We start from the raw sequence: 26,275 nt of genomic DNA, 5'->3' as shown, positions 1-26,275 counted from the left end.
TTTTATGAATATAAAGAATTATATAGAAGATTTATCTCATAAGGCACAACAGTCATCTAGGACATTAGCTAAAAGCAGCACCCATGAAAGGAATAGAGCACTAGAAATAGCAGCGAATACTCTTGAGCAAGAACAGCAAGCACTGGTTAATGCTAATTTAAAAGACTTACTAGAAGGTCGGGCTAAAGGATTGCCTGATGCAGCTTTAGATCGGCTAGAACTTACTAAATCAAGAATTAAAGCAATGGCAGATGGGTTACGGCAGATAGTAACACTACCCGATCCCATTGGAGTAATAAGTAATCTTAATTATCAGCCTTCAGGAATTCAAGTAGGACAAATGCGAGTTCCCCTTGGTGTTATCGGCATTATTTATGAATCACGCCCAAATGTAACGGTAGATGCTGCAGGTCTATGTATAAAATCTGGTAATGGAGTAATTCTTCGTGGAGGATCAGAAGCAATTCGCTCTAATCAAGCTATTGCTCATTGCATTCATTTAGGCCTTGAGCAGGCTGGATTACCTAAAGAATCAGTACAAATGATTGAAGTTACGGATCGGGCTTCAGTAGGGGAGTTAATTACTCAAGAAAAATACGTAGACGTGATTATTCCTCGTGGTGGAAAAGGACTCATTGAGCGAATTAGCCGAGAATCTAAACTACCAGTAATTAAGCATTTAGATGGTATTTGCCATGTGTATCTTGATGATCAAATAGATTTTGAGAAAGCTATTAAGGTTGCAGTTAATGCAAAATGTCAACGCTATGGGGTATGTAATGCCATGGAAACCCTACTTATTGCCAAGGATATTGCAGAGAATATTCTTCCTCAACTAGCAAAGCACTATCAAGAACATGGGGTTGAGCTGCGAGGTTGTTTAGAGACTAAAAATATATTGCCAACTATTAAATTAGCCACTGAAGAAGATTGGTATGAGGAGTATTTAGCCCCTATTCTAGCAATTAAAATTGTAACAGGGTTAGATGAAGCTATTTGGCATATTAACCATTATGGTTCCCATCATACAGATGCTATTGTGACTGAAAATTTCACTCGAGCAAGACAGTTTTTAACTGAGGTGGATTCTAGCTCAGTGATGATCAATGCTTCTACTCGCTTTGCTGATGGTTTTGAGTATGGGCTAGGAGCAGAAATTGGTATTTCTACAGATAAACTCCATGCCCGAGGGCCAGTAGGACTTGAAGGGTTAACTTCCCAAAAATGGATCGTATTGGGGAATGGCCATATTAGATAGTAGGATCTTGTGTCTCTAAAAAATAGGGATCTAAAAGCTCCCATTGGTATTTTTGGTGGCACTTTTGATCCAATTCATTTCGGTCATCTTAGAATTGCCTTAGAATTATTAGAACAAACGCCTCTAGCAGAAATTCGCTTTATTCCCTGCCCTTATCCACCGCACCGACAAATACCTATAGCTAGCCCAGAGACACGGCTAGCTATGTTGGAACTAGCAATAATCACGGAGAATAGATTTATCATAGACTCTCGTGAATTTAATCGATCTGATCCTTCCTATACGTTTGATACTTTAATTTCCTTAAGAGAGGAAATTGGGGAAAGAACACCTTTATGTCTTATTTTAGGGACCGATGCGTTCCAAGGGCTATCAAAGTGGTACCGATGGAAGGAATTAATTAATTTAACCCATTTTATTGTAGTAAGGCGTCCTAAAGAAAATCTTTATTTAGAAAGTGAGTTAAAATATCTTGTAGCAGAAAAAACTATTAATGATCCAATTCAACTTATGGAAAAACCCATAGGATGTATTTTATTTACCGAATTAACTCAGTTAGATATATCAGCTAGTCAAATTAGAGATTTAATAAAGAAGGGGAAAAATCCCCGCTACTTACTACCAAACTCAGTTTGGGAATATATTCAGCAAAGGAAATTATACTCTTCATAAGAAGAGCAAGTAGGGAGAAAAAGTGCAAGTTAATTACCTTAAAGAGATTGTTATTGCTGCCTTAGAAGAAATAAAAGGTCAAAATATTAAAATTTTAGATGTAACAAATCAAACAGACATTGCAGATTACATGATCATTTCTAGCGGTACCTCTCATCGGCAGGTTAGGGCTTTGGCAAATGAAATTGTTGAAAAATGTAAAGCTGCAGGGTGTTCATTTGTTAGTGTTGAGGGAGAACAACATGGAGAATGGGTATTGGTAGATACAGGAGCGATCATTACTCATATTATGTTGCCCGAAGTACGAGATTTTTATTGTTTAGAAAAACTTTGGGATAATTCCTTGCCTACTGAAGCAGAGAATATAAGCTAATAATGCATATTCATATCCTAGCTGTAGGTCAACGAATGCCGCAGTGGATCTCTGAAGGATATAACTACTATGTTAAACGACTATCTAATAAGTTTATTTCCCTTCGTTTGATTGAAGTTCCTGCAGCAAGGCGAACTAAAAATAGTAATGTCACTAAATGGCATCAGGAAGAATCCGAGCGACTATTAGCAGCAATTCCTATAAACAGCGTAGTTATTGCTTGCGATATATGTGGTATTGCTTGGTCTACAGAAAAAGTGGCAAGCTGTATGCAAGAGTGGATGAATGAGGGTAAAAGCATTGCTATTTTTATTGGTGGTCCAGATGGATTAGCTCCCGCCTGCTTAAACCGAGCAAATTACCAGTGGTCTTTATCACCTTTAACACTACCTCATGGCTTAGTTCGTATTGTGTTAGCTGAACAAATTTACCGAGTCTCTACTTTACTCAGTGGTCATCCTTATCATAGAGGGTAATTATTGTGAGTGAAGAAATTTTAGTCAATGTAACCCCTAATGAGACCCGTGTCGCAGTAGTAGAAAATGGCATCGCTCAAGAGTTATATATTGAACGAGGTAGTCGCCGTGGTTGGGTAGGTAATATCTATAAAGGTAAAGTACATAGAATTCTTCCCGGAATGCAAGCTGCGTTCGTAGATATAGGTTTAGAAAGAGCAGCTTTTCTCCACGCTTCAGACATTAAAATTCCTACCGACCGACTAAGTAACTTAGAGAATGGAGCAGGAAGTATAGAGATACCGCCTATTACCTCCATACTCTCAGAAGGGCAAGAGATTCTAGTACAAGTCATTAAAGATCCTATAGGAAGTAAAGGCGCAAGACTCACTACTCAACTCTCTATTGCTTCTCGCTATTTAGTATATATTCCAGAGATGTCAGGGATTGGCGTATCCTTAAAAATAGATAATGAGGAAGAACGTCAACGGCTTAAAAATATATTACTTAGTTTTAATGATGAACAAGTTGAGGGTGGGTATATAATCCGAACCGTAGCGGAAACTTCTAGTGAAGCAGCTATTCATGCTGATGTAAAATTTCTTCATAAGCTCTGGAATATCATAGAGGAAAAATCCAAAGTAACGCAATCAGGCTGTGTGGTTCATGAAGATCTCCCTTTGGTGATGAGAACCATGCGAGATTTAGTTCATGAGAGAATCGAACGAGTACGAGTAGATTCAAGAGAGACTTATTTCAAAATTACTGATTTTGCTGAGCGATTTATTCCTAATTTTCTAGCCACAATTGAATACTATCAAGGAGAGCGACCTATCTTTGATTTATACAATATTGAGGAGGAGATCCAAAAATCCTTAAGCCGTAAAGTACAGCTTAAATCTGGAGGTTACTTAATTATTGATCAAACAGAGGCCATGACTACCATTGATGTGAATACAGGGGCATTTGTAGGTCATCGTAACTTAGAAGAAACTATTTTTAAAACTAATTTAGAAGCAACTCAAGCTATTTGTCGCCAGCTTAGGTTACGTAATCTTGGTGGAATTATTATTGTCGATTTTATTGACATGAAAGAAGAAGAGCATAAACAGCAGGTATTGCGTGCTTTAGGAAAGGGATTAGAAAAAGATCATGTAAAAACCCATATTAGCGAAGTCTCCTCCTTAGGATTAGTGGAAATGACAAGAAAGCGCACTCGGGAGAGCTTAGAGCAAACCCTATGTGAATCCTGTCCTACTTGTAATGGACGAGGTACAGTAAAAACTGTTGAAACTATATGTTATGAAATTTTTCGTGAAGTGCTTAGAGAATTTAGGCAATTTGAAGCAAACCAATATTTAGTTATTGCTGCTCAAGAGATTGTAGATCGTCTTATGGATGAAGAATCAACAAATGTGGCAGAATTGGAAGCCTTTATTGGAAAACCTATAAAATTTCATCCAGAATTGCTCTATATACGAGAGCAATTTGATGTAGTCATGATTTAACTTAAAGGTTTTACCATTTTATAATTTATCAAATTTATACCTCTAATATTTACCGTTTGTTCTGTCTGAACTTTAAAGCCATTATGTTCAAAGAACGATCTTGCAGTTTTACTCACATTAGAAGTTAGATACGATTGCTCTAGTTGCTTTGCTTCAATCTCAATATTTGTAAGTAATTTGGTTGCAACTCTCTGCCGTTGATAATTTTCATAAACATACAAAAGATCAATATAATTTCTATTACCAAGGGTTATAAAGCCAGTAATTTTATTTGTATGTTGAGCAACTAAAATGAATTGTTTCTCTAAAAGTTGGATCCAACGCTGTCTATCTCTAATATTAGATATCCACGCTTTAATTTGTTGTTCATTGTAATCTTTGCTACATGTTGTTGTTATAGTTTCTATACATAGCTTCCTTAATTCAATCAAATCGCTTTGTTGCCCTTTTCTTATTATAAAGCAGCTACCCATTGCTATTTTTTTAAGCCAGAGTTCATAAACTTACAAACAGAAATAGATACTATTATTATAGTTGATGAACAAAGCTAAAATACTAGTTTTAAATCAGAGGATATAGATTTATGGTGTCAGTTACGTAGTTTATTATGGTCAAATCGCTACATAGAAGAACATACTTATATTTTTTAAAAAATTAATTAGTCAATTCTACCTTGATTTTCAAGGTTAATTTTTATCTATCATTAAGTTTATATTATTTTTGATATAACAAGTGATTCAGAGCTGAAGTATGAGCTTTTTTTATAAAAATAGATCATGTTTTCTTAGTCCTTCGAAAGTAAATTATTTAAAAAAATATTCTGTAAAATAAAAAAGCATGAGCAAAAATTTCTCAATGCGTAGATATTTTTAGCTATACTAGCGGTGCCACAAAAAGTACTGTTTTAATTTTTCGAAACCTTAGGTTTTTTGGCTAACTCAATCTGAAATAGGAGTATACATGTGAAAAAAGTTGCAGCTATTCAAATGGCGTCTGGATCAAATGTAGCTGCTAATCTATTAGAAGCAGAGCGTCTAATTACTCAAGCAGCCGCAGAGAAAGCAAATTTAATTGTACTTCCAGAAAATTTTGCTTTAATTGATAAAGAAGATCATGCTTTATTAAATATTGCTGAGGACTATAATTCAGGACCTCTTCAAAAATTTTTGTCCCAGCAAGCAGTAAAACATAAATTGTGGATTGTAGGTGGAACTATTCCGTTAAAATCTAGTAACCCTAAAAAAATTAGGGCTGCCTCTTTGCTATTTAATGATGAGGGTCAATGTATTGCTCGATATGATAAGTTACACTTATTTGATGTTTCTCTTCCTAGTGGAAACGAAAAATATTGTGAATCTTCTGCAATAGAGTCTGGGGAAAAGACAGTTGTAGTAGATACACCTATTGGTCGGTTAGGGCTAGCTGTTTGTTATGATCTTAGATTTCCAGAGCTTTTTCGTTGCTTAGTTGATGAAGGTATGGAGGTTTTGGTATTACCTTCTGCATTTACTGCTATTACAGGTAAAGCACATTGGGAGTCCCTATTAAGAGCAAGGGCAATAGAAAATTTATGCTATGTAATTGCTGCAGGTCAAGGAGGATTTCATACTAGCGGAAGAACAACTCATGGAGATAGTATGATTGTGGACCCATGGGGCACTATCCTAACACGTCTTCCAAGAGGTGCTGGTGTGATCACTGCAGAATTAGATCCAGAACGATTAAATAGCACTCGTCGTAATTTTCCAACGATTAACCATCGACGAATTGATTGTAAATTAGCACCTAAATACCCTACTTAATCAACAGTAGTATTTATTCCTTTTATGGAAAAAAAATATAAAGCAGTTGCCCTTATTTCAGGAGGGCTTGATTCAATGCTGGCAGTAAAAGTGATTCAAGCCCAAGGTATTCATGTGGAAGGGATAAATTTTTTCACTGGCTTCTGTGTAGAGGGGCACACTCATGCCATTCGTAATAAAGACAAAAATAGTGCTAAACGTAATAATGCCCTGTGGGTTGCTGAGCAGCTTGGGATTAAACTACATATTATTGATGTAATTGAAGAATATAAAGAGGTAGTTTTAAATCCGAGGCACGGCTATGGGGCACATCTTAATCCTTGCTTAGACTGTAAAAGCTTCATGGTAGCTAAAGCATTAAAGTGGATGAAGGAGCATAAATTTGATTTTATTATTACGGGTGAGGTCATAGGACAGCGTCCAAAATCACAAAAAGCTTATGCTATGCCTATTGTAGCTAGAGAATCTGGTGCTCATGATTTATTATTACGCCCTTTATGTGCTAAAAATTTACCTCCTACTTTGCCTGAGCAGCAAGGGTGGGTAGACCGGGATCAGCTTCATGATTTTAGTGGCCGATCTCGTAAACCGCAAATAACACTAGCTGAATCTTTCGGATTTGAGGGTTATGCACAGCCTGCTGGAGGATGTTGCTTCCTTACAGACTCAAGCTATTCATCTAAATTAAGTGATTTATGGCAAGCACGGCAAGCTAGGGATTATGAATTAGACGATATTATGCTACTTAAAGTAGGTCGTCATTTACGTCCTAAACCACATTTCAAGCTTATTATTGCCCGAGATGAGGGGGAAAGTAATTACTTAGAAGGGTATACAAAAGAATATACTCATGTACGTATTACTAGCCATAGAGGTCCTTTAGTCTTAGTGGATGGAGAATTAAGAACAGAGGATTTTACCCTAGCTAGCCAATTAGTTGCCCGTTTTAGCCAAGGTAGAGATAGCTTAAATGTAGAAGTTGAAATTACTCATCCTAGTGGAGACACAAAAACATTATCAGTTGTCCCTATAACCAGTGAAGAAATACCTAAGGCATGGTATGTATAGCAAAGGAATTTTATGAGTATTTATATATTAGATGCACGTAATCTATTATGCCCTTTACCTGTCATTAGAACCCAGCAGAAAATAGCTAACCTTACCCCAAAAGATCTCTTAGAAGTAGTTTGTACTGATCCAGGAGTACGTTATGATATTCCCGCATGGTGCCGAATTCATGGTCATCATGTCCGTAGTATTACGGAAAAAGATAATGAAATAAGAGTACATATAGAGGTAGGTAATAATACGTAAAAACAACACTTCTTCATAATACCAAACTATTTCTTTAACCATTTAGCTCTAGAATCTGGAGGAAAAATATAATGTCTATTCAGGACGTACTAAAAATCGTAAAAGAGGAGGAGATAAAATTTATCGATTTTCGCTTTACAGATACTAGAGGAAAGGAACAGCATCTTTCAATACCTGCCTATCGGCTTGACGAGGAGGTGTTCCAAGAAGGAAAAATGTTTGATGGTTCGTCAATTGCAGGTTGGCGCTCTATCCACGACTCAGACATGATTTTAATGCCTGAATCGGAAGGAGCAATAATTGATCCTTTTATGGAAGATAAAACCTTAATTCTACGCTGTGATATTATGGAGCCGGCTACACTCCAAGGGTATGATAGAGATCCTAGATCCATTGCAAAACGGGCTGAAATATATCTTAAATCCACTGGAGTTGCTGATACAGCTTATTTTGGACCTGAGCCTGAATTTTTTATATTAGACGATGTACGTTGGGGTTCTGGAATATCTGGATCATTTTATAAAATTGATGCCCAAGAATCCCATTGGAATTCTGAGCGGGTGTATGAAAAAGGTAATATAGGCCATCGTCCTTCAGTCAAAGGTGGGTATTTCCCTGTACCTCCTGTGGATTCTTTACAAGATATTCGCTCTACTATGTGTCTTATCCTAGAGCAGCTAGGTGTACCTGTAGAAGTACACCATCATGAATCAGCTACCGCTGGGCAATGTGAGATTGGTACTCAATTCAATACCTTAGTACGTAGAGCAGATGAACTGCAAGTGCTTAAATATGTAGTACTCAATGTAGCCCATACTTTTGGAAAAACAGCGACTTTTATGCCAAAACCCTTAGTTGGGGACAATGGTAGTGGTATGCATGTACATCAATCCTTAGAAAAGAATGGTAAAAATCTTTTCTCTGGCAGTAAATACGGTGGTCTTTCAGAAACTGCACTTTATTATATAGGGGGAATTATCAAGCATGCTAAAGCACTTAATGCTTTTACTAATCCTTCTACCAATTCTTATAAACGACTAATCCCTGGATTTGAAGCGCCAGTATTATTAGCTTACTCTGCTCGAAACCGATCTGCCTCTATTCGAGTACCCCATGTCACTAACCCTAAAGCTAGACGTATTGAGGTAAGATTCCCTGATCCAATGGCTAATCCTTATCTTGCCTTTTCTGCAATGCTCATGGCAGGATTAGATGGTATCCAAAATCAGATCTATCCCGGTGATCCTATGGATAAAAACTTATATAATTTACCTCCAGAAGAAACAAAAAATATTCCAACTGTATGCCTATCTTTAGAGCAAGCTTTAGAATCTTTGGATAAAGACAGAGAGTTTCTAAAAGGAGGGGGAGTATTTACCGATAATGTTATTGATGCTTTTATTGCACTTAAAATGGAAGATGTGACTCGCCTTCGAATGACTACTCATCCTATTGAGTTTGATATGTATTATAGCCTTTAGTATAAGAAAGAACAGATATAGGCAATTGTGCTGCCTAGGGTTCCATTTTTATTATACTAAGTATTTTTATTACCTTTCTTGCCAATAGAAATGAAATGGTTCATTTATTTTTATATTCTACTTTTTTTTATACCACTTGCCACCCAAAGTAAAGTTTATGAATATACTGATTCTGATGGTTCTATTGAATATTCTGATCAATTAAAAAAAGGTGGGAAGGAAATTAAAGTAATACTACTTCGACCCTATACACCTCCTATTCGAGAAACTTCTTATGCTCCCGAAGAATTAGAGGGTAAAAATCAATCTCCACAAGAGAAGAAAGAAATAACTTATCAAATAGGCATTATAGCCCCACCAGATGGGGCTAGTATCCAGAATGATGGTGGTCAAATGGAAGTGGTGTTACAAATTAATCCTGAGATTGAAGCAGATGAGCAATATATGTTTCAAATTATAATGGATAACCAAGTTGTGGGTATGGGCAAAGCGGATAACGTAATTAGATACATGCTGACTAATATTAGCCGTGGTGCACATATGCTTCAAGCACAATTATTTAATTCTTCACAAGAATTAATTGCTCAATCGCAAATTATTACTGTTTACATTCATCGTATGTCTATATTATTCCACAGCCAAGGAGATGGAGTGCAACGAGCTCCTATGGCACCAATGGCTCCTATGGCGCCAAGAGCACCTTAATACAACAGGTAGTAGAATTTCTCTAATAGCATTACCTGTTTTCTTTATATGTTTAATTACTTAAAGATAGTAAATAGGAGATTCTTTGAGTAAGGAACCATATCTAGAGGGGGATTTGTATCCTTCAGGTTTAGTAAACCATCCGATAAAATTAATCAGTAAGAATAGCAGAACCATAGCAATAAGAATTTTAGGTACTAAATTATTCATAATTTATTTTCACTCTGTTAAATAATTAAATATTACTCATAGATTGGCACTTATCACAGTAGTAACTCGCTCTTTGATGAATACGCTCATACATAATACTACTACTACATACTAAGCAAGGTTGCTCTTTACGCCCATATACTTTAAGTTGTTGGGTAAAATAGCCGAGACTACCATCAATAGTATGAAAATCCTTTAAGGTAGTACCGCCTGCTTTAATCGCATTAGATAATATTATTTTGCTATTTTTAACGAGTTTTTCATAGTAAGATAAGGAGATTTTTCTAGCAGGCATTCGGGGGTGTATACCTGTTTGAAATAGAATTTCATTAGCATAAATATTTCCAATGCCGACGACTATCTGGTTATTCATTAAGAAATTCTTAACTATAGTTTTTCTAACTCTTGATTTTTGAAAGAGGTAAGCCCCATTAAATTTGGAAGCCAGAGGTTCTACACCTAAATTCTTTAATAAAAGATGGAATAGCGGATCTTCTGTAGTCCATAGGATAGTACCAAATCGTCTAGGATCCCGGTAACGCAAGCAATAATTACTACTTAAAATAATATCAATATGATCGTGTTTTTCAGGGGGCTTATTAACAGGTAAAACCCGCAGCGTACCGGACATACCTAAATGGATAATAACAGTGCCTTTAGTACAAGCTAATAGAAGATACTTACCTCTTCTTTGAACCGCAAAAACAATCTGATCTGTTAACTCCGTAGATAGAGATAAAGGAACTGGCCAACGAAGATTAGGTTGACGAATAATAACAGATGTTATTTTCTGGTTGACTAAATATAGCTCTATACCTTGTCGTACCGTTTCAACTTCAGGTAACTCTGGCATCTATATTTTCATACTGTTTCGTTACTCTGCTTTTTAATCTCCTTGATTATCATCTGTTAGTTCTGGTGATACTTGTTTTTCTTCTTGCATAAGTTGGAATAAATTTTTCCAAGCAAGCGCTGGAAGATTATACTGAACTCCAAAGTCTGGGCGCGCTAATATTAACTGAGGTAGATCAGAGAGTAGTTCAAATCGAATAGGATTAGTACCTTCTCCTTGAATAACTTCAATAGTAGCAAGCACTGCTTTATTACCCCTAAGATCTACTTGTCTAGTGGTTTGATCCTGCCATGCCTGTATTAGCTTTACGATCGATCCAGTGGAGAATTTATGATTAGTAGTACCTTCAGCTGCCCAGTGTCCTTTTTCTTGCTTTAAAATAATTGTATGTTTCACATCTACATTTGGGTTACCACCACTAGTTGTAATTAAAGGAAGATGTATTTCAGTAATTTCCTTATTTCCAGGTAATAGAGCAGGATCAACAAATTTAGCTGAATTTCCACTAATGGACGGAAAGACAATATCATCAACTAAATGTACCGTATCTTTTAACAATACATATCGCCGATGATTGATAGGTTCAGTAGCACCAAAACTAAATTTTATATCATTAAGGTATAAATTTATTTCAGGTGAGCTTAGCTTTAACTCCCCTAAGTTTAAATTTTCAACTGAATAATGGCTATAACTTGAAGTTTTTAATATGCTTAATAAGGTTTCCACCTTCACAATATTTGCAGGAGCCTGAATGGGCGTAGCAATCTCCCAGATCCCCTTTTCTTTTCTTTCAAACCGAATCTCGTTTTGAGATTGGGTTTGAGCAATTTTAATTGTATTAATTTTATCTGCATTGATTGAGGTTAGTGGGGAAGTCTCCACTTTATCCTCACTTTTATCCGGTCCATAAAAGAATATCAGTGCCAGAATAACAACAACTGCAGATAAACCGAGATTAAGTAATGTACGTGTGTTCATAAGACTTATAAATATTACTTAATATTGACGACGGCGCCACCAAATAAGTAATCCAGATACTAATAACATAACAGGCAATAAAAATAGAAACCCTAACCCCATAAGCCATGAAGTCATGGGGGATATCTCAAGAGTACTATCTACTCTTGTTCTCGCAGGCACAGAGATTAGCTTATCTTCATGAGCAAGCCAATTTACTAAATTTAGTGCTAGATCTAAATTCGATCCATTACCCAGATAAGCATTGGAGATAAAATCTCCATCACCAATAATTGCTATTCTCTGCTGTCCGCTTCTTATAAATTCTTGATCACTATCTTTAACTTTAGCACTATCTAACTCGCTCTGATTTTCTTCTACATATTCTTTAGTAATTTGTTCTGAATTTTCGGAATCATTTTGAATCACTGTGGCTTCTATAGATTCTTGTACGTCTTCATTTGAAATCTCTTGACTATCCTCTACAGAGGATTTAGTAGATTCCAATTCCTGTTTATCTTCAGCAATTTTTTCTTCCTCTACTATTTCTTCATCTTCAGCAGGAGATACTTCCTCAAACTTAAGTGCTGGTGTGCTAGTTTCTACTTCTTCTTCCTCTTCTTCAACAGAATCTGTTTTAAAATCAGAAGATTCCAATTCTCTAGTTAGTACATATCCGATGGTTAAAGGACCTAATATATCCTTGCCTTCATCATACTGTACTTTTCTATCAAGTCTTGAAGTTTCTACCCAAGCCTGCGATAGGGTAGTTAATATAGGCTGCTGTTGCCATGTATTACTTTTTAAAGCCTCTAGAGCTGCTGCTTGAGGAAATATACTCACTGAAGAAAGTTCTTCAGTAACAGGATGATTATCATATTTGCTAATTAAAGCGAGAGCAGCACTGCCGAATAGAAGCTGAGCATTTGGATCAATAACTGTACCTGAAAGCACTTTAATATCTAGGCTTTCAGCTAAAGAGTCTAGTCCATGTAAGGATCCGGGCTCTGCAAGCCATAGTAAATGCCCACCAGTTTCAACATAATCCTTAATTAAATTAACTTCTCCAGGAAGAAAATTGGTTTGTGGACTTGCAATAACGATAATCTGATTAGGGTTATCGGAAATTTTAGGATCAACAGATAAGTTTAAAGTTTGAATATGAAATCCTTTTGATTCTAGCTGCTGGCTGAAATTTCCTAATGCAAACTTAGCACTCCCATTGGGATCTCGCTCCCCATGACCTTCAATAAAGATAATCTCTACTTCTTCATTGCTGCGTGCTACTTTATTTAGGGCATTAGTTAAGCTTTTTTCAGTAAGATCTTCTACTTTTTCTTGTCGACCATTTTTTTCAATCACTAATTCATTTTCGAATCTAACGCCTAGCTCACGTACTTTTTCTGGAGAAAGTTCGGGATTAACATACTCAAGATTCAAATCAGGCTTATATCGCTGGTAACGATTAACTAATTTAGTTATTTCTTGCTTAACCCCTGGTTTCTGAGCAAAGCTCAGAATAGTAACTGGTCCTTCAATTTGCTTTAAAAGTTTTTGGCTTGACTCAGTTAAGGAATTACGACCGCTAGCAGTCCAATCAGATTCATAATTGTAGCGAGCACTTAGTGCTGCAATAAAACCAACAATTGCTAGAAATAAAAGGATAAAAGAGTGATTTTGTAACTTAATATGCCTATGGGTTTTTTGAGTGACGCGCATATGCTTTTAGTATGAATTTTTACTGTTAATCAATAGAGCCGATCTGAATCAAGCCGGCGAATACTAAGCACTAAAAAGGTAGTGACGATGAGCAGATAATAAATAATATCGCTACTATTAAATTGACCTTCGACTAGAGCTTGATAGTGATGGAGTAAGGACAGGTAGGTAAATATTTCGCTTCCTCTCTCTAAAACGCCACTACTGCCTATCCAATCAATAATCCAGAGTAGGAGAAGCACACCAAAAGAACCTGTAGCCGCAACGATAGCTTGTTGCGTAAGCGAAGATAAAAATAAACCAATTGCAGCAAAGCTAGCGAGTAACAAGCCTAGCCCAAGTGCTCCTGAAGCCAAAAGTCCTAAATCAAGAGGTCCACCAAATAAAAGAGATAAAGGCATTAACAGGAGTAGTAATGCCATAATAGCAAAAAAAATAAGTGTGCCTAAGTATTTTCCTAACACGATTTCAGTCATGGATAAAGGGGCTGAAAACAATAAAGCAAGGGTACGGCTATGTCTTTCATCAGCAATTAAACGCATTGTCATTAAAGGGGCAATGAGTAGCATTATCACTGCTGCATTTTGAAACATGGGCATAGCCACTACTTCAGTGACTCCAGGAGCCTCTGGCATTCCCATAAGTTGGGGTTGAAGCTGCTTAAAGTAAGATACTTGAGCTAAAAACATATACCCTAAAAGGATTTGGGTAACTGCAAGGGTGACCCAAGCTAAAGGGGAAAGAAAAAGGCGACGTAATTCATGCAAAGCAATCGTTAAAATCATCCTGAAATAGCCTCCTGTTGCGTTTGGTTCTGCTGTGTGATAGCAACAAATATTTCCTCTAAACTATGTCGCTCTGGGGTAAGTTCTCGTAAACACCAACCTTCATTAGCTGCACGAGCTACCAATTCATCAATAGGATCTTGTTCAGGGTTATAACTGATGCGAATTTGACCATCTTCTTCAGTGGTAACTTGATTCACCCCTTTAAGAGACATCAGGATTTCTTTTTGTGGAGGCTGGTTAAACCGTACAAAAATACTAGAAGAATCCATCCGATGACTTAGTCCTTCAATAGTATCTGTTAATACGAGTTCACCTTGGTTAATAATCTGTACTCGATCACAAATAGTCTGAACTTCTGGCAAAATGTGGGTAGAGATAATTACGCTGTGTTCTTGTGCTAATTGTCGAATCAGATCTCTAATTTCACGGATTTGAATTGGGTCTAAACCCACTGTAGGTTCATCTAAAATAATCACAGGCGGAGAGTGGATAATAGCTTGGGCAATACCTACCCGTTGCTGATACCCTTTAGATAGATTGCCAATAAGTCTTTCATAGACATTGTTTAAGCCACACCGATCAACAGCAGTCATGACCGCTTTTGCTTGCTGATTATCTGGTATGCGATTAATACGTGCACAAAATGAAAGGTATTCTTTAACTGTTAAATCTCGGTAGAGAGGAGGATCTTCGGGGAGGTAGCCTAAGCTTTTTTTTGCCTTTTTAGGTTGATCAAGCAAATCAACCCCATTAATCCAAATTTGCCCAGCACTAGGAGCTAGATTTCCAGTAAGCATTTGCATTGTGGTGGATTTTCCAGCCCCATTAGGGCCTAGAAAACCCAGCACTTCACCTCTACGAACATCAAAACTAACTTCCTTAACAGCACAATAACCACCGTAGTACCGATAGAGCTGTTCTGCACGTATAAGTGTATCTTGATCCATAAAAATAGTATCTATTTGTATTATTTCCGATTAATGTTTATTAATAATACGGGCTTAAAATGTTTGAATAAAATAAAAAATTACTAAGAACAGTAGCCCAAGATCTTACTATTATAGTATTCTAAGTACATTATTTGAAATAATTATTAAAAAAAAACAAAAAGCGGAGATTAAACTTATGTTTTTTGGTCTACTCAATTTATCCTTTTGGGGATATGTAGCAGTTGCACTACTATTAACCCATATAACAATTATTAGTGTAACGATTTACCTTCATCGACATCAAGCTCATCGTGCCTTAGACCTTCATCCGTGGCTTGCTCATTTTTTTAGATTCTGGCTTTGGCTAACCACGGGTATTATTACAAAACAATGGGTAGCAGTACATCGTAAACATCATGCCAAATGCGAAAGCCAAGACGATCCTCATAGTCCACAAATTTTAGGAATTAATAGAGTACTTTGGCAAGGTGCTGATGTATACCGGATATCAGCCAAAGATCAAAAAACAAATGACCAGTACGGTCATGGTACCCCAGATGACTGGATGGAAAATCATCTCTATGCAAAGCATGGTAATTCAGGCATTGTCCTTATGTTACTATTGGACTTAGTACTATTTGGTGTGTCTGGAGTTTTAGTGTGGGTAGTTCAAATGATTTGGATTCCTTTCTTTGCAGCAGGTGTGATTAATGGCTTGGGTCACTATTGGGGATATCGTAGTTATGAAGTGGTAGACGCTTCTACTAATCTTATTCCTTGGGGAATTTTGATTGGTGGAGAAGAATTACATAACAACCATCATGCTTATGGCAGCTCAGCGAAGCTTTCTTCAAAATGGTATGAGTTTGATATTGGCTGGATGTATATCCGTCTGTTTAAAGCATTAGGTTTAATTAAAGTAAAGAAAGTTGCCCCTAAATTACGTGTTCGGTTTGATAAACGGGATGTTGATCAGGATACCGTGCGTGCGGTCATTGCTCATCGGTTTCACTTGATTACCACTTATGGTAAGAAAGTGATTATCCCTGTACTTAAGGAAGAGGCTAATCACTTCTCAGGTAAGCAGTTATATCAGCAAGCTAAGAACTGGCTCATCCGTAATAGCGTCTTGGTAGATTCTAAAGATCAAGCAAAACTGGCTAACATGATCCAGCAGAACCAAAAATTAGAAACGGTTTATCGCTTCCGTCAACAATTGCAGGGAATTTGGACCCAAGCTTGGTCAAACCAAGAAGCTCTCCTACAAGCCCTTCAAGAATGGTGCCGTCAAGCAGAACAATCTGGGATTAAAGCTCTTGAGGATTTTGCCTTTTCTCTTAAAGGATATTCTCTACAGCAAGCATAAAAATAAACTTGCAAAGCAGCTCCCTAAAAAAACCCGCTATATTAGCGGGTTTTTTCCTTAAGCGAAAAATTAAGAAACAAAAATAATTTACTTAATTTTTGCCTCTTTATAAAGCACATGTTTGCGCACTACAGGATCGTATTTTTTCATCTCTAACTTCTCTGGAGTGGTGCGTTTATTTTTAGTAGTCGTATAGTAGTGACCAGTGCCTGCACTAGAAACTAATTTAATTTTATCTCGCATAAAAATTACCTCTTATACCCTTTCTCCACGAGCACGTATATCAGATAAAACGTGATCAATCCCTAGTTTATCAATAATACGAAGCCCTTTACTGCTTATCCTTAATCTTACCCAGCGCTTTTCACTTTCTACCCATAATTTATGATGGTGAAGATTAGGTAAAAAACGACGCCTTGTTTTATTATTAGCGTGGGAAACATTATTACCACTCATAGGGCGTTTCCCTGTTACCTGACATACCTTTGACATTTTTAATTATTCCTAGCTATATTCAAAAAGTAGGGTTATCCCCTTAGTTTTATTAATTCTTATCTAAAACCTATTAATATCCAGCAGCGGAAAGTATTCGAAATATTAATTTAATAGATTTTAGCTAAACTACCAGAGTAAGTAGTATATTTCCCTAATTCTAAACGAGTCTTCTTTCTTATTCCAATTTTTTCTATTTAATTCTAATAAAACAATCCTAGTTCTCATAAGAGAGGATAGTTGTATACCTTATAGTATTTATAGATAAGGTAAGTCTTTAGGATCAGTAATTACATAATCTGGATCTGGTAGTATTGGTAAGAAATACCCATAGATATGAGTATGATCTTCTAATAAAGCTTTTACAACTCGATGCATACCATCCATCACTCGCCTATTAGGGCATAAAATAATCGGATAGATAAGATTTGCTTCTTGTACCAAACGCATATGATTGGCAATTGATCTACAGGATGGTATTTCATCGTTATTACTATACCAATAAGATTCATCTAATTCAGATATAGTATTGATGGGTATAGATTCTACTCTCAGAGTAGAGGTAAGAATAATTAACTTATGAATATCCCAAGCTAAGATTCCATCAGCACTATTACGGAGATGATATTGTTTTCTCACCCTAAAACAATAGGTGATACTTTATAAAAAGAAATACTATATCTTAGATTTTAAAATAATCCTTATACCAAGCAACAAAATTAGTTATCCCATCTTGAATAGAGGTAGCAGGACAAAACCCTACATCTTTCATTAAATCATCTACATCTGCATAAGTTGCTGGTACATCCCCTGCCTGCATTGGTAGCATATTCTTTTCTGCGGTACGCCCTAAACATTCCTCTAAAGTTCGAATAAACTCTAAAAGCTCTACTGGCTGATGATTACCAATGTTATATAAACGATAGGGTGCAGTACTTGAGCTGGAGTTTGGGTGATTTCCATTCCAGCTAGAATCAGGACTTGGAATATGATCTAGGGTACGAATGACACCCTCAACGATATCATCAATGTAGGTAAAATCTCGCTGGTGATTTCCATAGTTATAAATATCAATAGGTTTATTTTTAAGAATATTACGGGTAAATTTAAAAAGTGCCATATCTGGTCGTCCCCAAGGACCATATACGGTAAAAAAACGTAACCCCGTAGTAGGTAGACGATAAAGATGGCTATAGCTATGAGCCATGAGTTCATTGGCTTTTTTAGTAGCCGCATAAAGACTCAAAGGATGATCTACATTATCATGGGTAGAATAGGGCATTTTTGTATTTGCCCCATAAACAGAACTACTAGAAGCAAATACAAGATGTTCAATTTCATGGTGACGACAATTTTCTAAGATATTAATAAATCCCTGTAAATTACTATCCACATAGGAATAAGGATTTTCTAAGGAATAACGAACGCCTGCCTGAGCTGCTAAGTTAACAACTCGTTGAGGTTTATGTTGAGCAAATAAAGAATCTATTGCAGCTCGATCCTCTAAGTGAATACGGGCTTCAGTAAAAGCAGGATGGGATTGAAAGTGAGCAAGACGAGCGAGTTTCAAATTTACATCATAATAGTTATTGATGTTATCAATCCCGATAACTTCATCGCCCCTATCAAGTAATTTTTTAGTCAACGCTGATCCAATAAAACCAGCACTGCCAGTAACTACAGTTTTTGTCATGGTTATTTACTTACAAGGTGAATTTTGGTAAATGGCCTTTAAAGTCGACCATCAACGCCTTCTTTAGGTAAAAGATGTTTTACATCGTAGAGAATACTTTTAGACTTTCCTAATGCTCGTATACGTTCAATCCCCATTTCTTTAAATTGATGGTGAGCAACAGCTAGAATAATTCCATCATAGTAGTTTTGACGTAAATCAGTGACTATGGCAAGTCCATATTCATCTTGTGCCTCTTTAGCATCCACCCAAGGATCATATACATCAACTTGAGCATGATAACTTTCCAGATCAGCAATAATGTCAATGACTCTCGTATTTCTCAAGTCAGGACAATCTTCTTTAAAAGTAAGACCTAAAATAAGAATCCTGCTATCAACTACATGGAGACGATTTTGGGTCATGAGTTTGACGACCTGATTAGCTACATAGCCACCCATACTATCATTAATTCGGCGGCCTGCTAAAATCATTTCAGGCTGATAGCCTACTGCCTGTGCTTTATGGGTAAGATAGTAAGGATCAATCCCAATGCAATGCCCTCCTACAAGACCGGGACGAAAGGGAAGAAAATTCCATTTCGTTCCTGCTGCTGCGAGCACTTCTTGAGTATCAATTCCTAAGCGATAAAACAGCATAGCCAGTTCATTGATTAAAGCAATATTGACATCTCTTTGAGTATTTTCAATAACCTTTGCTGCCTCTGCAACACGAATACTACTTGCCTTATGAGTACCTGCAGTGATTATGCTAGCATAAAGATTATTTACAAATTCTGACACCTCTGGTGTTGATCCTGAAGTAACTTTAAGAATAGAAGTTACTCGGTGTTCTTTATCCCCTGGATTAATCCGCTCTGGACTATAACCTGCAAAAAAATCTTGATTATAAATGAGTCCAGATTCTTTTTCTAAAATAGGAACGCATACTTCTTCAGTGGCTCCAGGATAAACAGTAGATTCAAAAACAACTGTATCTCCTTTTTTTAATACCTTTCCTACAGTGCGGCTCGCTGATTCTAAAGGCTTAAAATCTGGGCGCTTATGCTCATCAATGGGAGTAGGCACAGTGACGATATATACATTACAGACAGCGAGATCTTGTATCGTATCTGTGTATTGAAGCTGGTGAGCTTGAGCTAATAGTTCAGGTTCTACTTCTAGGGTACGATCCAACCCTGATTTTAGCTCAGAGATACGTTTAGAGTTAATATCAAATCCTAGGGTAGGAAATTTTTTACCAAACTCTACAGCTAAAGGTAACCCTACATAACCTAAACCAATAATACCAATATGTACTTGAGTAAGTGTTTGCATATTTTATTTTTTCTTAAAAAAACCATTGAAAAATTTTAATATCCTTTCGGAGTTTTTAGATGCCAGTCAGTGTTTTGCTGATAGCGATGTGCCATATTAAGCAATTTGGATTCCTCAAAATAATTACCTATAATTTGTAATCCTACCGGTAATTCATGGCTTATTCCAGCCGGAATTGAAATTGCCGGTAGCCCTGCTAAATTTGCCCCAATGGTGTAAATATCAGCTAAATACATTGCAACTGGATCAGCCACCTTCTCTCCAAGCTTAAAAGCAGGAGAAGGCGAGGTCGGACTAATAATTACATCTACTTGGTTAAATGCTTCCTTAAAATCATTGCTAATAAGATGGCGTAACTTTTGTGCTTTAAGATAATAAGCATCATAATAGCCCGCAGAGAGTACATACGTACCTATTAAAATACGACGTTTAACTTCAGCACCAAATCCCTCTCCTCGAGATCGACAATAGAGATCAAGCAAATCTTTAGGATCGCCACAACGATGACCAAAGCGAACCCCATCATATCGAGAAAGGTTTGAAGAACACTCTGCAGGAGCTACTACATAATAAGTAGGTGCTACCAGTTGGCTATTAGGTAAGCTAATTTCTTTAATTTGAGCACCTAATTTTTCAAATTCCTTAATTCCGCTCTCAATAACCGCACCCACATCTGCGGATAATGCTTCACCAAAATATTCTTTAGGAATTCCAATTTTCACGTCTTTAAGGCTATTTTCAAGAAAATCAAGATAGGAGGGTACTGGTTCATTGAGAGATGTAGAATCTTTTTTATCAAACCCTGCCATACTACTTAATAATAAAGCAGCATCCTCAGCAGTACGCGTCATAGGGCCGCCTTGATCAAGACTTGAGGCAAATGCAATCATCCCATAGCGAGATACCCGACCGTAAGTAGGCTTTAAGCCAGTAATACCGCATAAAGAAGCAGGTTGACGAATCGATCCTCCTGTATCCGTCCCTGTAGCCATAGGTGTTAATCTTGCAGCTACTGCTGCTGCAGAACCACCAGAGGAGCCACCAGGCACCCTATTATGATCCCAAGGATTTTTTACCGAGCCATAGAAACTTGTCTCATTACTAGAGCCCATAGCAAACTCATCCATATTTGTCTTACCTAGTAACACAACACCCGCCGCTTTAAGCTGAGTTACTACAGTAGCATCATAGGGTGCAATAAAATTATCTAGCATTTTAGAGCCACAGCTTGTCTTGACCCCTGCAGTGCAAAAAATATCTTTATGGGCAATAGGGATACCTGTCAACGGTCCACCCTTATTTCTTTGTAGTAACGTATCAGCAACTTTCGCCTGTGTAATTGCAGAATCAGAAGCTATAGTGATAAAGCTATTTAAATCCTTATCAAATTGTTCAATCCGATCAAGGTAGTGCTGAGTCAACTCTTGGCTGGTGAACTCACCCGCTCTAAGAGCTTTAGCCAGCTGAACTAAGGATTTATTATGCATGAACTGGTTTCCAAAAAATTTAATTATTCAATAACCTTAGGGACAAGATAAACACCAGCTTCAACGCTAGGAGCATTTATTTGAAATACTTCTCGCTTATCTGTCTCTGTCACTTCATCAGAACGTAGTCGTTGATGAGCACCTAAGGGATGGGAAATAGGTGTTATACCTGAGACATCTACTTGATCCATTTGTGCAACAAACTCAAGAATATGGCTCAAATTTTCAGTGTAAGCTGGAATATCTTTAGTGTTAATGTCAAGCCGTGCTAAGTATGCGATACGCTCAACATCAGAGGGTTTTAGTGTCATGACTTTCTTAATTTCAAATTTGAATTAGCAAATCACTTCTTAAAGTAAATATAACTTAGAACTAAAGGTAAAAAACAAGTGTCTTTACGTTTTCTAGAGCATGAATTACACAAAAGTTTAAACTACTCTAAATAGTATATTATTTTAGCATTAAGCTAAAATCTAAGTTAACGGTTATAACTAAGTAAAAGTACTATTATTCGTCTAGAATATAGAACTACTAATACAATATCTAAAATTACTACATTAATTTTTTAATGAATAAATATATTTTTTTTGTTTTATTTTTTGCCTTATTCATTACGACTACAGTTACTGCTGAGAATAGCTCAGTTGAGGTAACTCAATTCATTCATCATATGGTAAAGCGATATCAGTTTGACGAATCTGAATTAGATCAATTATTTGAAAAGGCAAAAATTAATGAAAATATATTACGACTTATCTCAAAGCCAGCAGAAAAAAGTAAGCCTTGGAGCGAGTATCGTAGTATTTTAGTGACTCCTAAGCGTATTAAGGATGGTATAAGTTTTTGGAGAATGAATCGAGATATTCTATCCAGAGCACAGCAAAAATTTGGCGTTCCTGCAGAAATTATTACTGCAATTATCGGTATAGAGAGTAGTTATGGAAGCAACGCAGGTAAATATCATGTTTTTGATTCTCTATTTACGCTAGGGTTTCACTACCCTTCAAGGGGTAAATTTTTTCGCCAGCAGTTGGAAGAGTTTTTATTATTAACTCGAGAGGAAAAAAGAGATCCTTATTGGTTTATGGGATCTTATGCGGGCGCTATGGGGTACATTCAGTTTATGCCAGATAGTTTTCGGAGTTATGCAGTAGATTTTGATCAGGATGGTAGAAGGGATATTTGGGGAAATTCAACCGATGCTATTGGTAGTGTAGCTAATTTTTTAAAACAAAAGGGAGGATGGCAGGCTGGGACTCCTATTGCGCAAATGATAAATCCAGGCAACGTGGATTATCAGCCATGGCTACATCAAGGGTTGAAGCCTTCTATTCCTCTACAGGATCTAATAAGACAAGGGATTAAAATTCCAGGACTACAACCTACTTTTAAAGATAAATTAGTTGCTGTATTTGAACTTGAGGGGCTAAAACAAACTCAGGTCCTCCTAGGATTTTATAATTTTTATGCGATTACCCGATATAATCCAAGTCTTTTTTACGCTACTGCCGTTTATCAACTTGCAGAGGAGATAAAGCAACAAGTACAGCAGGAATAAACACTATTTTTTTATTAGTGTATGAAATATAGTACGCTTGTTATTTTTTCATTATTTCTATCTATCCTCTCAGTGGTTTCCTGTAGCAATCCTAATCTAATTAATCAATATAATAGAAAATATATTCCCCCTTACAGACCTGCTTATAACGAAGATAATAATTCTGAATTGATTCATCCTCCTAAGTCAAAAGTAAAGTTTGATAAAGAGATTGCTTCCTCTTATGAGATAGATGGGCACCGCTACTATACATTTAAAAATTGCTTAGGATTTGAGGAAGCAGGTACTGCTTCTTGGTATGGTGGTACATTTCATGGTCGTACCACAGCTAATGGAGAAACCTATAATATGTATGGTATGACGGCAGCTCATCGTAGTTTGCCTTTTGAATGTTACGTGCTAGTTACAAACTTAAATAATGGTCGCCAGGTTGTCGTAAAAATTAATGATCGAGGCCCTTTTTACAATAATCGTGTTATTGATCTCTCCTATACCGCAGCTTTAAAGCTTGATTTAGTAAATCCTGGAACTGGCCCAGTTGAAGTGCGAGCAATAACACTCGAAACTGTAGATAAGAAAAAGCCAGCTTCTAAAAATTTTTATATTCAAGTGGGATCTTTTCAAAATCGAAGTGCTGCTACTGAGTTACAAAAAAAAGTACAGACTACTATTCAATTTCCGGTAGAAATTAATTCTGCTCTACAGCAGCAAGCACTGCTCCATCAAGTGCGGATTGGCCCCATCTCTGACGAGAAAATATTTCACAATTTAATTCAAGAACTCCCGAGTATGGGTTTTTCTGACTATGTCATTATTCAATAAGTAAGAATGAAATTACATCGTTTATTTTTAATATATTGCGGGCTATTGTTGATAGCAACTAATACTGCTTTTGGTAAAAAAGAATCACCTAAGCAAAAATGTCTAGGGTATCAAGAGAAGGGAGTAGCTTCTTGGTATGGCGGTAAATTTCAAGGTCGCCCTACTGCAAGCGGAGAGATTTTTGATGAAAATCAGATGACTGCAGCTCATCGCACCCTGCCTTTTGGATGCTATGTGTTAGTCACTAATTTAAAAAACGATCAGCAGGTCATTGTTAAAATCAATGATCGGGGAGGATTCCATGGAGAACGAATTATCGATCTCTCCCGTGCTGCAGCCGAAAAAATTGGTTTAAATAAATCTGGATTAGATCCGGTTAAAGTAGAATCTATCAACCTAAAATAATTAAGTATTTATTTGTTAAATTCTCGTATTTTGTGTTACCTATATAGTATTGGTTTCAAAATTTAATTGGTGACTTGATTGGTAAAGATGAAATTACACCACTTCTTTATTTGGCATGTTTTTTTCTTGCTCTTTGCAAATACAATTGCTTTTGGAGAGACGATAATACCTGTTCCAGATCCTCCCTCTATAAGTGCTAGATCCTATGTCTTAGAGGATTTTAAAACGGGGCAAATTATTGCAGAATCTCAAGCAGATCAGAGAGTTGCTCCTGCTAGTATCACAAAGCTAATGACCGCTTATATAGTATTTAGTGAACTTAAACGGGGTAACCTCCACTTAGAAGATCAAGTACTTATTAGCGAACATGCTTGGAGAACGGGGGGATCGCGTACTTTTATCGAAGTTAATACCCAGATACCTGTAGAAATATTGATTAAAGGCATGGTGATTCAATCAGGTAATGATGCTAGTGTTGCCCTAGCAGAGCATATTGCAGGTACAGAAGAAGTATTTGCTGCCATAATGAATCAACAAGCACAAAAACTAGGTATGACTGGATCTCACTTTATGAACAGTACAGGATTGCCTAGTGATAATCATTATGCGACTGCACGAGATATCTCTACTCTAGCACGAGCCATTATTCAGGATTTTCCTGAATACTATGGTTGGTTCTCTCAAGAGAGTTTTACCTATAATGGTATTGCTCAATATAATCGAGATACTCTTTTAAAAAGAGATCCTAGCGTGGATGGTCTTAAAACAGGATACACTAAGGCAGCAGGCTATTGCTTGGTCTCCTCAGCAAAGAGAGAAGATATGCGATTAATTTCTGTAATTATGAGATCGAAAAGCCCACAATCACGTGCCAATGAGGCACTTGCCCTATTAAATTATGGATTTCGTTTCTATGAAACTAATAATATTTATAGTGCTCTAGAGCCTATTACTAACACCTCAGTACGTAGAGGTGCTGAAAAGGAAATATCATTAGGGGTTGCTCATGATTTAGCAGTAGTACTTCCCCGGGGACAATGGAAAAAATTATCCTCAGCGATTCAAGTGACAAACCCTATTATTGCACCTATAAAAAAAGGAGAAGAGCTAGGAGCAATTACTGTTAAATTTAAAGGCGACCCAATTCTTGAAAAACCTTTAATAGCATTAACCGCTATCCCAGAAGGAAATCGATGGCAAAAAATGTCTGACTGGGTTTCGTCTCTCTTTTCTAAAGAAACACCTTGATGCCGATTGTCTATCTTAATGGAGCATTCCTGCCTTTAACAGAGGCTAAAGTTTCTGTATTGGATCGAGGATTTTTACTTGCTGATGGAATTTATGAGGTTATTCCAGCTTATGGAAAACATTTTTTTCGACTGCACGCTCATTTAGATCGGCTTGAGCATAGCTTACAAGGTATTCATTTAGAAAATCCTATGTCCTTAGATCAATGGCAATCTATTTTACAGCAACTTATTTTACAAAATGAAGGACTAGATCAAGCAGTTTATTTGCAAATTACTCGAGGTGTTGCACCACGGGATCACGCTTTTCCTAAGGACATTCAACCTACTGTGTTTGCCATGAGTAACCCCATTAAATCTGTTCCAGAGCATTGGCTACAGAAGGGTATCAGTACAATTACTTTAGAAGATATTCGCTGGCAATGGTGCCATATTAAATCTATCGCATTATTAGCTAATGTATTGTTACGCCAAGAAGCAGTAGCTACTGGAATGCAGGAAGCGATTTTATTAAAAGATGATCAAGTTACTGAAGGAGCAGCAAGTAATGTATTTATTGTCACAGACGAGCAACTAAGAACACCACCGGTAAGCTCTGAATTACTCTCCGGTATTACTCGGGATTTGGTGCTGGAACTCGCAAGAGAGGCAAATATTTCTTGTGAAGAGGCTAAAATTTCTACTCATGATTTACACCATGCAGATGAAATTTGGCTGACTAGCTCAACCCGAGAGATTTTACCAGTGACTACATTAAATGGAGCTCCAGTAGGTACTGGAAAACCCGGAATTAAGTGGCAACAACTTAATCATCATTATCAAGCCTATAAAGAAAAAATACGTCTAGGAATGTATCAGAGCTAGC

The 26,275-nt window shown here is 36.8% G+C and carries 30 protein-coding genes; 16 read left to right on the top strand and 14 right to left on the bottom strand.

The window, feature by feature from the left end:
• The first annotated feature begins 4 nt into the window (after positions 1-4).
• From OOL07_RS07845 to rng, 5 genes are read left to right on the top strand one after another with little or no spacing between them, the layout of a single operon-like run.
• Positions 5-1,258: a glutamate-5-semialdehyde dehydrogenase gene (locus OOL07_RS07845; protein ID WP_264695994.1), complete on the top strand. Its 1,254-nt coding sequence runs from the start codon at positions 5-7 to the stop codon at positions 1,256-1,258.
• 9 nt (positions 1,259-1,267) lie between these two features.
• Positions 1,268-1,930, top strand: a complete 663-nt coding sequence (gene nadD / locus OOL07_RS07840; RefSeq protein ID WP_264695993.1) for a nicotinate-nucleotide adenylyltransferase — start codon at positions 1,268-1,270, stop codon at positions 1,928-1,930.
• A gap of 22 nt (positions 1,931-1,952) precedes the next feature.
• Complete coding sequence (rsfS, locus tag OOL07_RS07835; protein ID WP_264695991.1) at positions 1,953-2,303, top strand: ribosome silencing factor; 351 nt, start codon at positions 1,953-1,955, stop codon at positions 2,301-2,303.
• Positions 2,304-2,305: 2 nt separating this feature from the next.
• Positions 2,306-2,779, top strand: coding sequence for a 23S rRNA (pseudouridine(1915)-N(3))-methyltransferase RlmH (gene rlmH, locus OOL07_RS07830; protein ID WP_264695990.1), 474 nt, complete (start codon positions 2,306-2,308; stop codon positions 2,777-2,779).
• Between the two features lie 5 nt (positions 2,780-2,784).
• On the top strand, positions 2,785-4,266 hold the full coding sequence (gene rng, locus OOL07_RS07825) for a ribonuclease G (RefSeq protein ID WP_264695989.1): 1,482 nt from the start codon (positions 2,785-2,787) through the stop codon (positions 4,264-4,266).
• On the opposite strand, the gene OOL07_RS07820 is transcribed toward rng, so the two are convergent.
• Positions 4,263-4,739: a GNAT family N-acetyltransferase gene (locus OOL07_RS07820; protein ID WP_264695988.1), complete on the bottom strand. Its 477-nt coding sequence runs from the start codon at positions 4,737-4,739 to the stop codon at positions 4,263-4,265. The genes rng and OOL07_RS07820 overlap by 4 nt on opposite strands.
• 489 nt (positions 4,740-5,228) lie before the next feature.
• On the opposite strand from OOL07_RS07820, the gene OOL07_RS07815 reads away from it, so the two are divergent.
• From OOL07_RS07815 to OOL07_RS07795, 5 genes are all read left to right on the top strand, one after another.
• Positions 5,229-6,068 (top strand): carbon-nitrogen hydrolase family protein, encoded by an 840-nt coding sequence (locus OOL07_RS07815; protein ID WP_264695987.1) that lies wholly within the window; start codon positions 5,229-5,231, stop codon positions 6,066-6,068.
• 24 nt (positions 6,069-6,092) lie between these two features.
• Positions 6,093-7,136: a tRNA (5-methylaminomethyl-2-thiouridylate)-methyltransferase gene (locus OOL07_RS07810; RefSeq protein ID WP_264695986.1), complete on the top strand. Its 1,044-nt coding sequence runs from the start codon at positions 6,093-6,095 to the stop codon at positions 7,134-7,136.
• Between the two features lie 12 nt (positions 7,137-7,148).
• Positions 7,149-7,382, top strand: coding sequence for a sulfurtransferase TusA family protein (locus OOL07_RS07805; RefSeq protein ID WP_264695985.1), 234 nt, complete (start codon positions 7,149-7,151; stop codon positions 7,380-7,382).
• A gap of 71 nt (positions 7,383-7,453) precedes the next feature.
• Positions 7,454-8,863 (top strand): glutamate--ammonia ligase, encoded by a 1,410-nt coding sequence (gene glnA / locus OOL07_RS07800; protein WP_264695984.1) that lies wholly within the window; start codon positions 7,454-7,456, stop codon positions 8,861-8,863.
• 90 nt (positions 8,864-8,953) lie between these two features.
• Positions 8,954-9,568 carry a DUF4124 domain-containing protein gene (locus OOL07_RS07795; protein ID WP_264695983.1) on the top strand — a complete coding sequence of 205 codons (615 nt, stop codon included), beginning with the start codon at positions 8,954-8,956 and terminating at the stop codon, positions 9,566-9,568.
• A gap of 60 nt (positions 9,569-9,628) precedes the next feature.
• On the opposite strand, the gene OOL07_RS07790 is transcribed toward OOL07_RS07795, so the two are convergent.
• The 6 genes from OOL07_RS07790 to OOL07_RS07765 are packed head-to-tail and all read right to left on the bottom strand — an operon-like array spanning position 9,629 to position 15,042.
• Positions 9,629-9,778, bottom strand: a complete 150-nt coding sequence (locus OOL07_RS07790; RefSeq protein ID WP_264695982.1) for a hypothetical protein — start codon at positions 9,776-9,778, stop codon at positions 9,629-9,631.
• A 25-nt stretch (positions 9,779-9,803) separates the two neighbouring features.
• Positions 9,804-10,631: a bifunctional DNA-formamidopyrimidine glycosylase/DNA-(apurinic or apyrimidinic site) lyase gene (mutM, locus tag OOL07_RS07785; RefSeq protein ID WP_264695981.1), complete on the bottom strand. Its 828-nt coding sequence runs from the start codon at positions 10,629-10,631 to the stop codon at positions 9,804-9,806.
• 33 nt (positions 10,632-10,664) lie between these two features.
• Positions 10,665-11,609, bottom strand: a complete 945-nt coding sequence (locus OOL07_RS07780) for a DUF4340 domain-containing protein (protein WP_264695980.1) — start codon at positions 11,607-11,609, stop codon at positions 10,665-10,667.
• A gap of 18 nt (positions 11,610-11,627) precedes the next feature.
• A complete protein-coding gene (locus OOL07_RS07775; protein ID WP_264695979.1) occupies positions 11,628-13,307 on the bottom strand; it encodes a GldG family protein in 1,680 nt (559 codons plus the stop codon).
• A 29-nt stretch (positions 13,308-13,336) separates the two neighbouring features.
• The gene (locus OOL07_RS07770) at positions 13,337-14,092 is read right to left on the bottom strand and encodes an ABC transporter permease subunit (protein ID WP_264695978.1); all 756 of its coding nucleotides are present in this window, start codon (positions 14,090-14,092) and stop codon (positions 13,337-13,339) included.
• Entirely contained in the window at positions 14,089-15,042 is a 954-nt protein-coding gene (locus tag OOL07_RS07765) for an ABC transporter ATP-binding protein (RefSeq protein WP_264695977.1), read from the bottom strand. Before OOL07_RS07765 ends, OOL07_RS07770 begins: the two co-directional genes overlap by 4 nt.
• A 178-nt stretch (positions 15,043-15,220) precedes the next feature.
• On the opposite strand from OOL07_RS07765, the gene OOL07_RS07760 reads away from it, so the two are divergent.
• Positions 15,221-16,390 (top strand): DesA family fatty acid desaturase, encoded by a 1,170-nt coding sequence (locus OOL07_RS07760; RefSeq protein WP_264695976.1) that lies wholly within the window; start codon positions 15,221-15,223, stop codon positions 16,388-16,390.
• Between the two features lie 87 nt (positions 16,391-16,477).
• On the opposite strand, the gene rpmG is transcribed toward OOL07_RS07760, so the two are convergent.
• The 7 genes from rpmG to gatC form a co-directional block, all read right to left on the bottom strand.
• Positions 16,478-16,633: a 50S ribosomal protein L33 gene (gene rpmG, locus OOL07_RS07755; RefSeq protein WP_197744163.1), complete on the bottom strand. Its 156-nt coding sequence runs from the start codon at positions 16,631-16,633 to the stop codon at positions 16,478-16,480.
• Between the two features lie 12 nt (positions 16,634-16,645).
• Positions 16,646-16,882, bottom strand: a complete 237-nt coding sequence (rpmB, locus tag OOL07_RS07750; protein ID WP_264695975.1) for a 50S ribosomal protein L28 — start codon at positions 16,880-16,882, stop codon at positions 16,646-16,648.
• A gap of 258 nt (positions 16,883-17,140) precedes the next feature.
• A complete protein-coding gene (locus OOL07_RS07745; protein WP_264695974.1) occupies positions 17,141-17,521 on the bottom strand; it encodes a hypothetical protein in 381 nt (126 codons plus the stop codon).
• 43 nt (positions 17,522-17,564) lie between these two features.
• The gene (locus tag OOL07_RS07740; protein ID WP_264695973.1) at positions 17,565-18,575 is read right to left on the bottom strand and encodes an NAD-dependent epimerase; all 1,011 of its coding nucleotides are present in this window, start codon (positions 18,573-18,575) and stop codon (positions 17,565-17,567) included.
• A 38-nt stretch (positions 18,576-18,613) separates the two neighbouring features.
• Positions 18,614-19,891 carry a Vi polysaccharide biosynthesis UDP-N-acetylglucosamine C-6 dehydrogenase TviB gene (gene tviB / locus OOL07_RS07735; protein ID WP_264695972.1) on the bottom strand — a complete coding sequence of 426 codons (1,278 nt, stop codon included), beginning with the start codon at positions 19,889-19,891 and terminating at the stop codon, positions 18,614-18,616.
• Between the two features lie 35 nt (positions 19,892-19,926).
• Positions 19,927-21,378: an Asp-tRNA(Asn)/Glu-tRNA(Gln) amidotransferase subunit GatA gene (gene gatA, locus OOL07_RS07730; protein WP_264695971.1), complete on the bottom strand. Its 1,452-nt coding sequence runs from the start codon at positions 21,376-21,378 to the stop codon at positions 19,927-19,929.
• Positions 21,379-21,401: 23 nt separating this feature from the next.
• Positions 21,402-21,689 carry an Asp-tRNA(Asn)/Glu-tRNA(Gln) amidotransferase subunit GatC gene (gene gatC / locus OOL07_RS07725; protein WP_264695970.1) on the bottom strand — a complete coding sequence of 96 codons (288 nt, stop codon included), beginning with the start codon at positions 21,687-21,689 and terminating at the stop codon, positions 21,402-21,404.
• 257 nt (positions 21,690-21,946) lie between these two features.
• Here gatC and mltB point away from each other — a divergent pair, with 257 nt between their 5' ends.
• The 5 genes from mltB (at position 21,947) to OOL07_RS07700 (ending at position 26,274) form a co-directional block, all read left to right on the top strand.
• A complete protein-coding gene (mltB, locus tag OOL07_RS07720) occupies positions 21,947-22,936 on the top strand; it encodes a lytic murein transglycosylase B (protein WP_264695969.1) in 990 nt (329 codons plus the stop codon).
• A 21-nt stretch (positions 22,937-22,957) separates the two neighbouring features.
• Complete coding sequence (locus tag OOL07_RS07715) at positions 22,958-23,758, top strand: septal ring lytic transglycosylase RlpA family protein (RefSeq protein WP_264695968.1); 801 nt, start codon at positions 22,958-22,960, stop codon at positions 23,756-23,758.
• A gap of 6 nt (positions 23,759-23,764) precedes the next feature.
• Entirely contained in the window at positions 23,765-24,163 is a 399-nt protein-coding gene (locus OOL07_RS07710; protein ID WP_264695967.1) for a septal ring lytic transglycosylase RlpA family protein, read from the top strand.
• An 87-nt stretch (positions 24,164-24,250) separates the two neighbouring features.
• Positions 24,251-25,411, top strand: coding sequence for a D-alanyl-D-alanine carboxypeptidase family protein (locus tag OOL07_RS07705; RefSeq protein WP_264695966.1), 1,161 nt, complete (start codon positions 24,251-24,253; stop codon positions 25,409-25,411).
• Positions 25,411-26,274 (top strand): D-amino acid aminotransferase, encoded by an 864-nt coding sequence (locus tag OOL07_RS07700; RefSeq protein ID WP_264695965.1) that lies wholly within the window; start codon positions 25,411-25,413, stop codon positions 26,272-26,274. Before OOL07_RS07705 ends, OOL07_RS07700 begins: the two co-directional genes overlap by 1 nt.
• The last annotated feature ends 1 nt before the right edge of the window (position 26,275 follow it).

This window comes from Candidatus Nitrosacidococcus sp. I8 (genome assembly GCF_945836005.1).
GTDB lineage: Bacteria > Pseudomonadota > Gammaproteobacteria > Nitrosococcales > Nitrosococcaceae > Nitrosacidococcus.
This window is presented reverse-complemented; position numbering and strand designations above follow the sequence as displayed.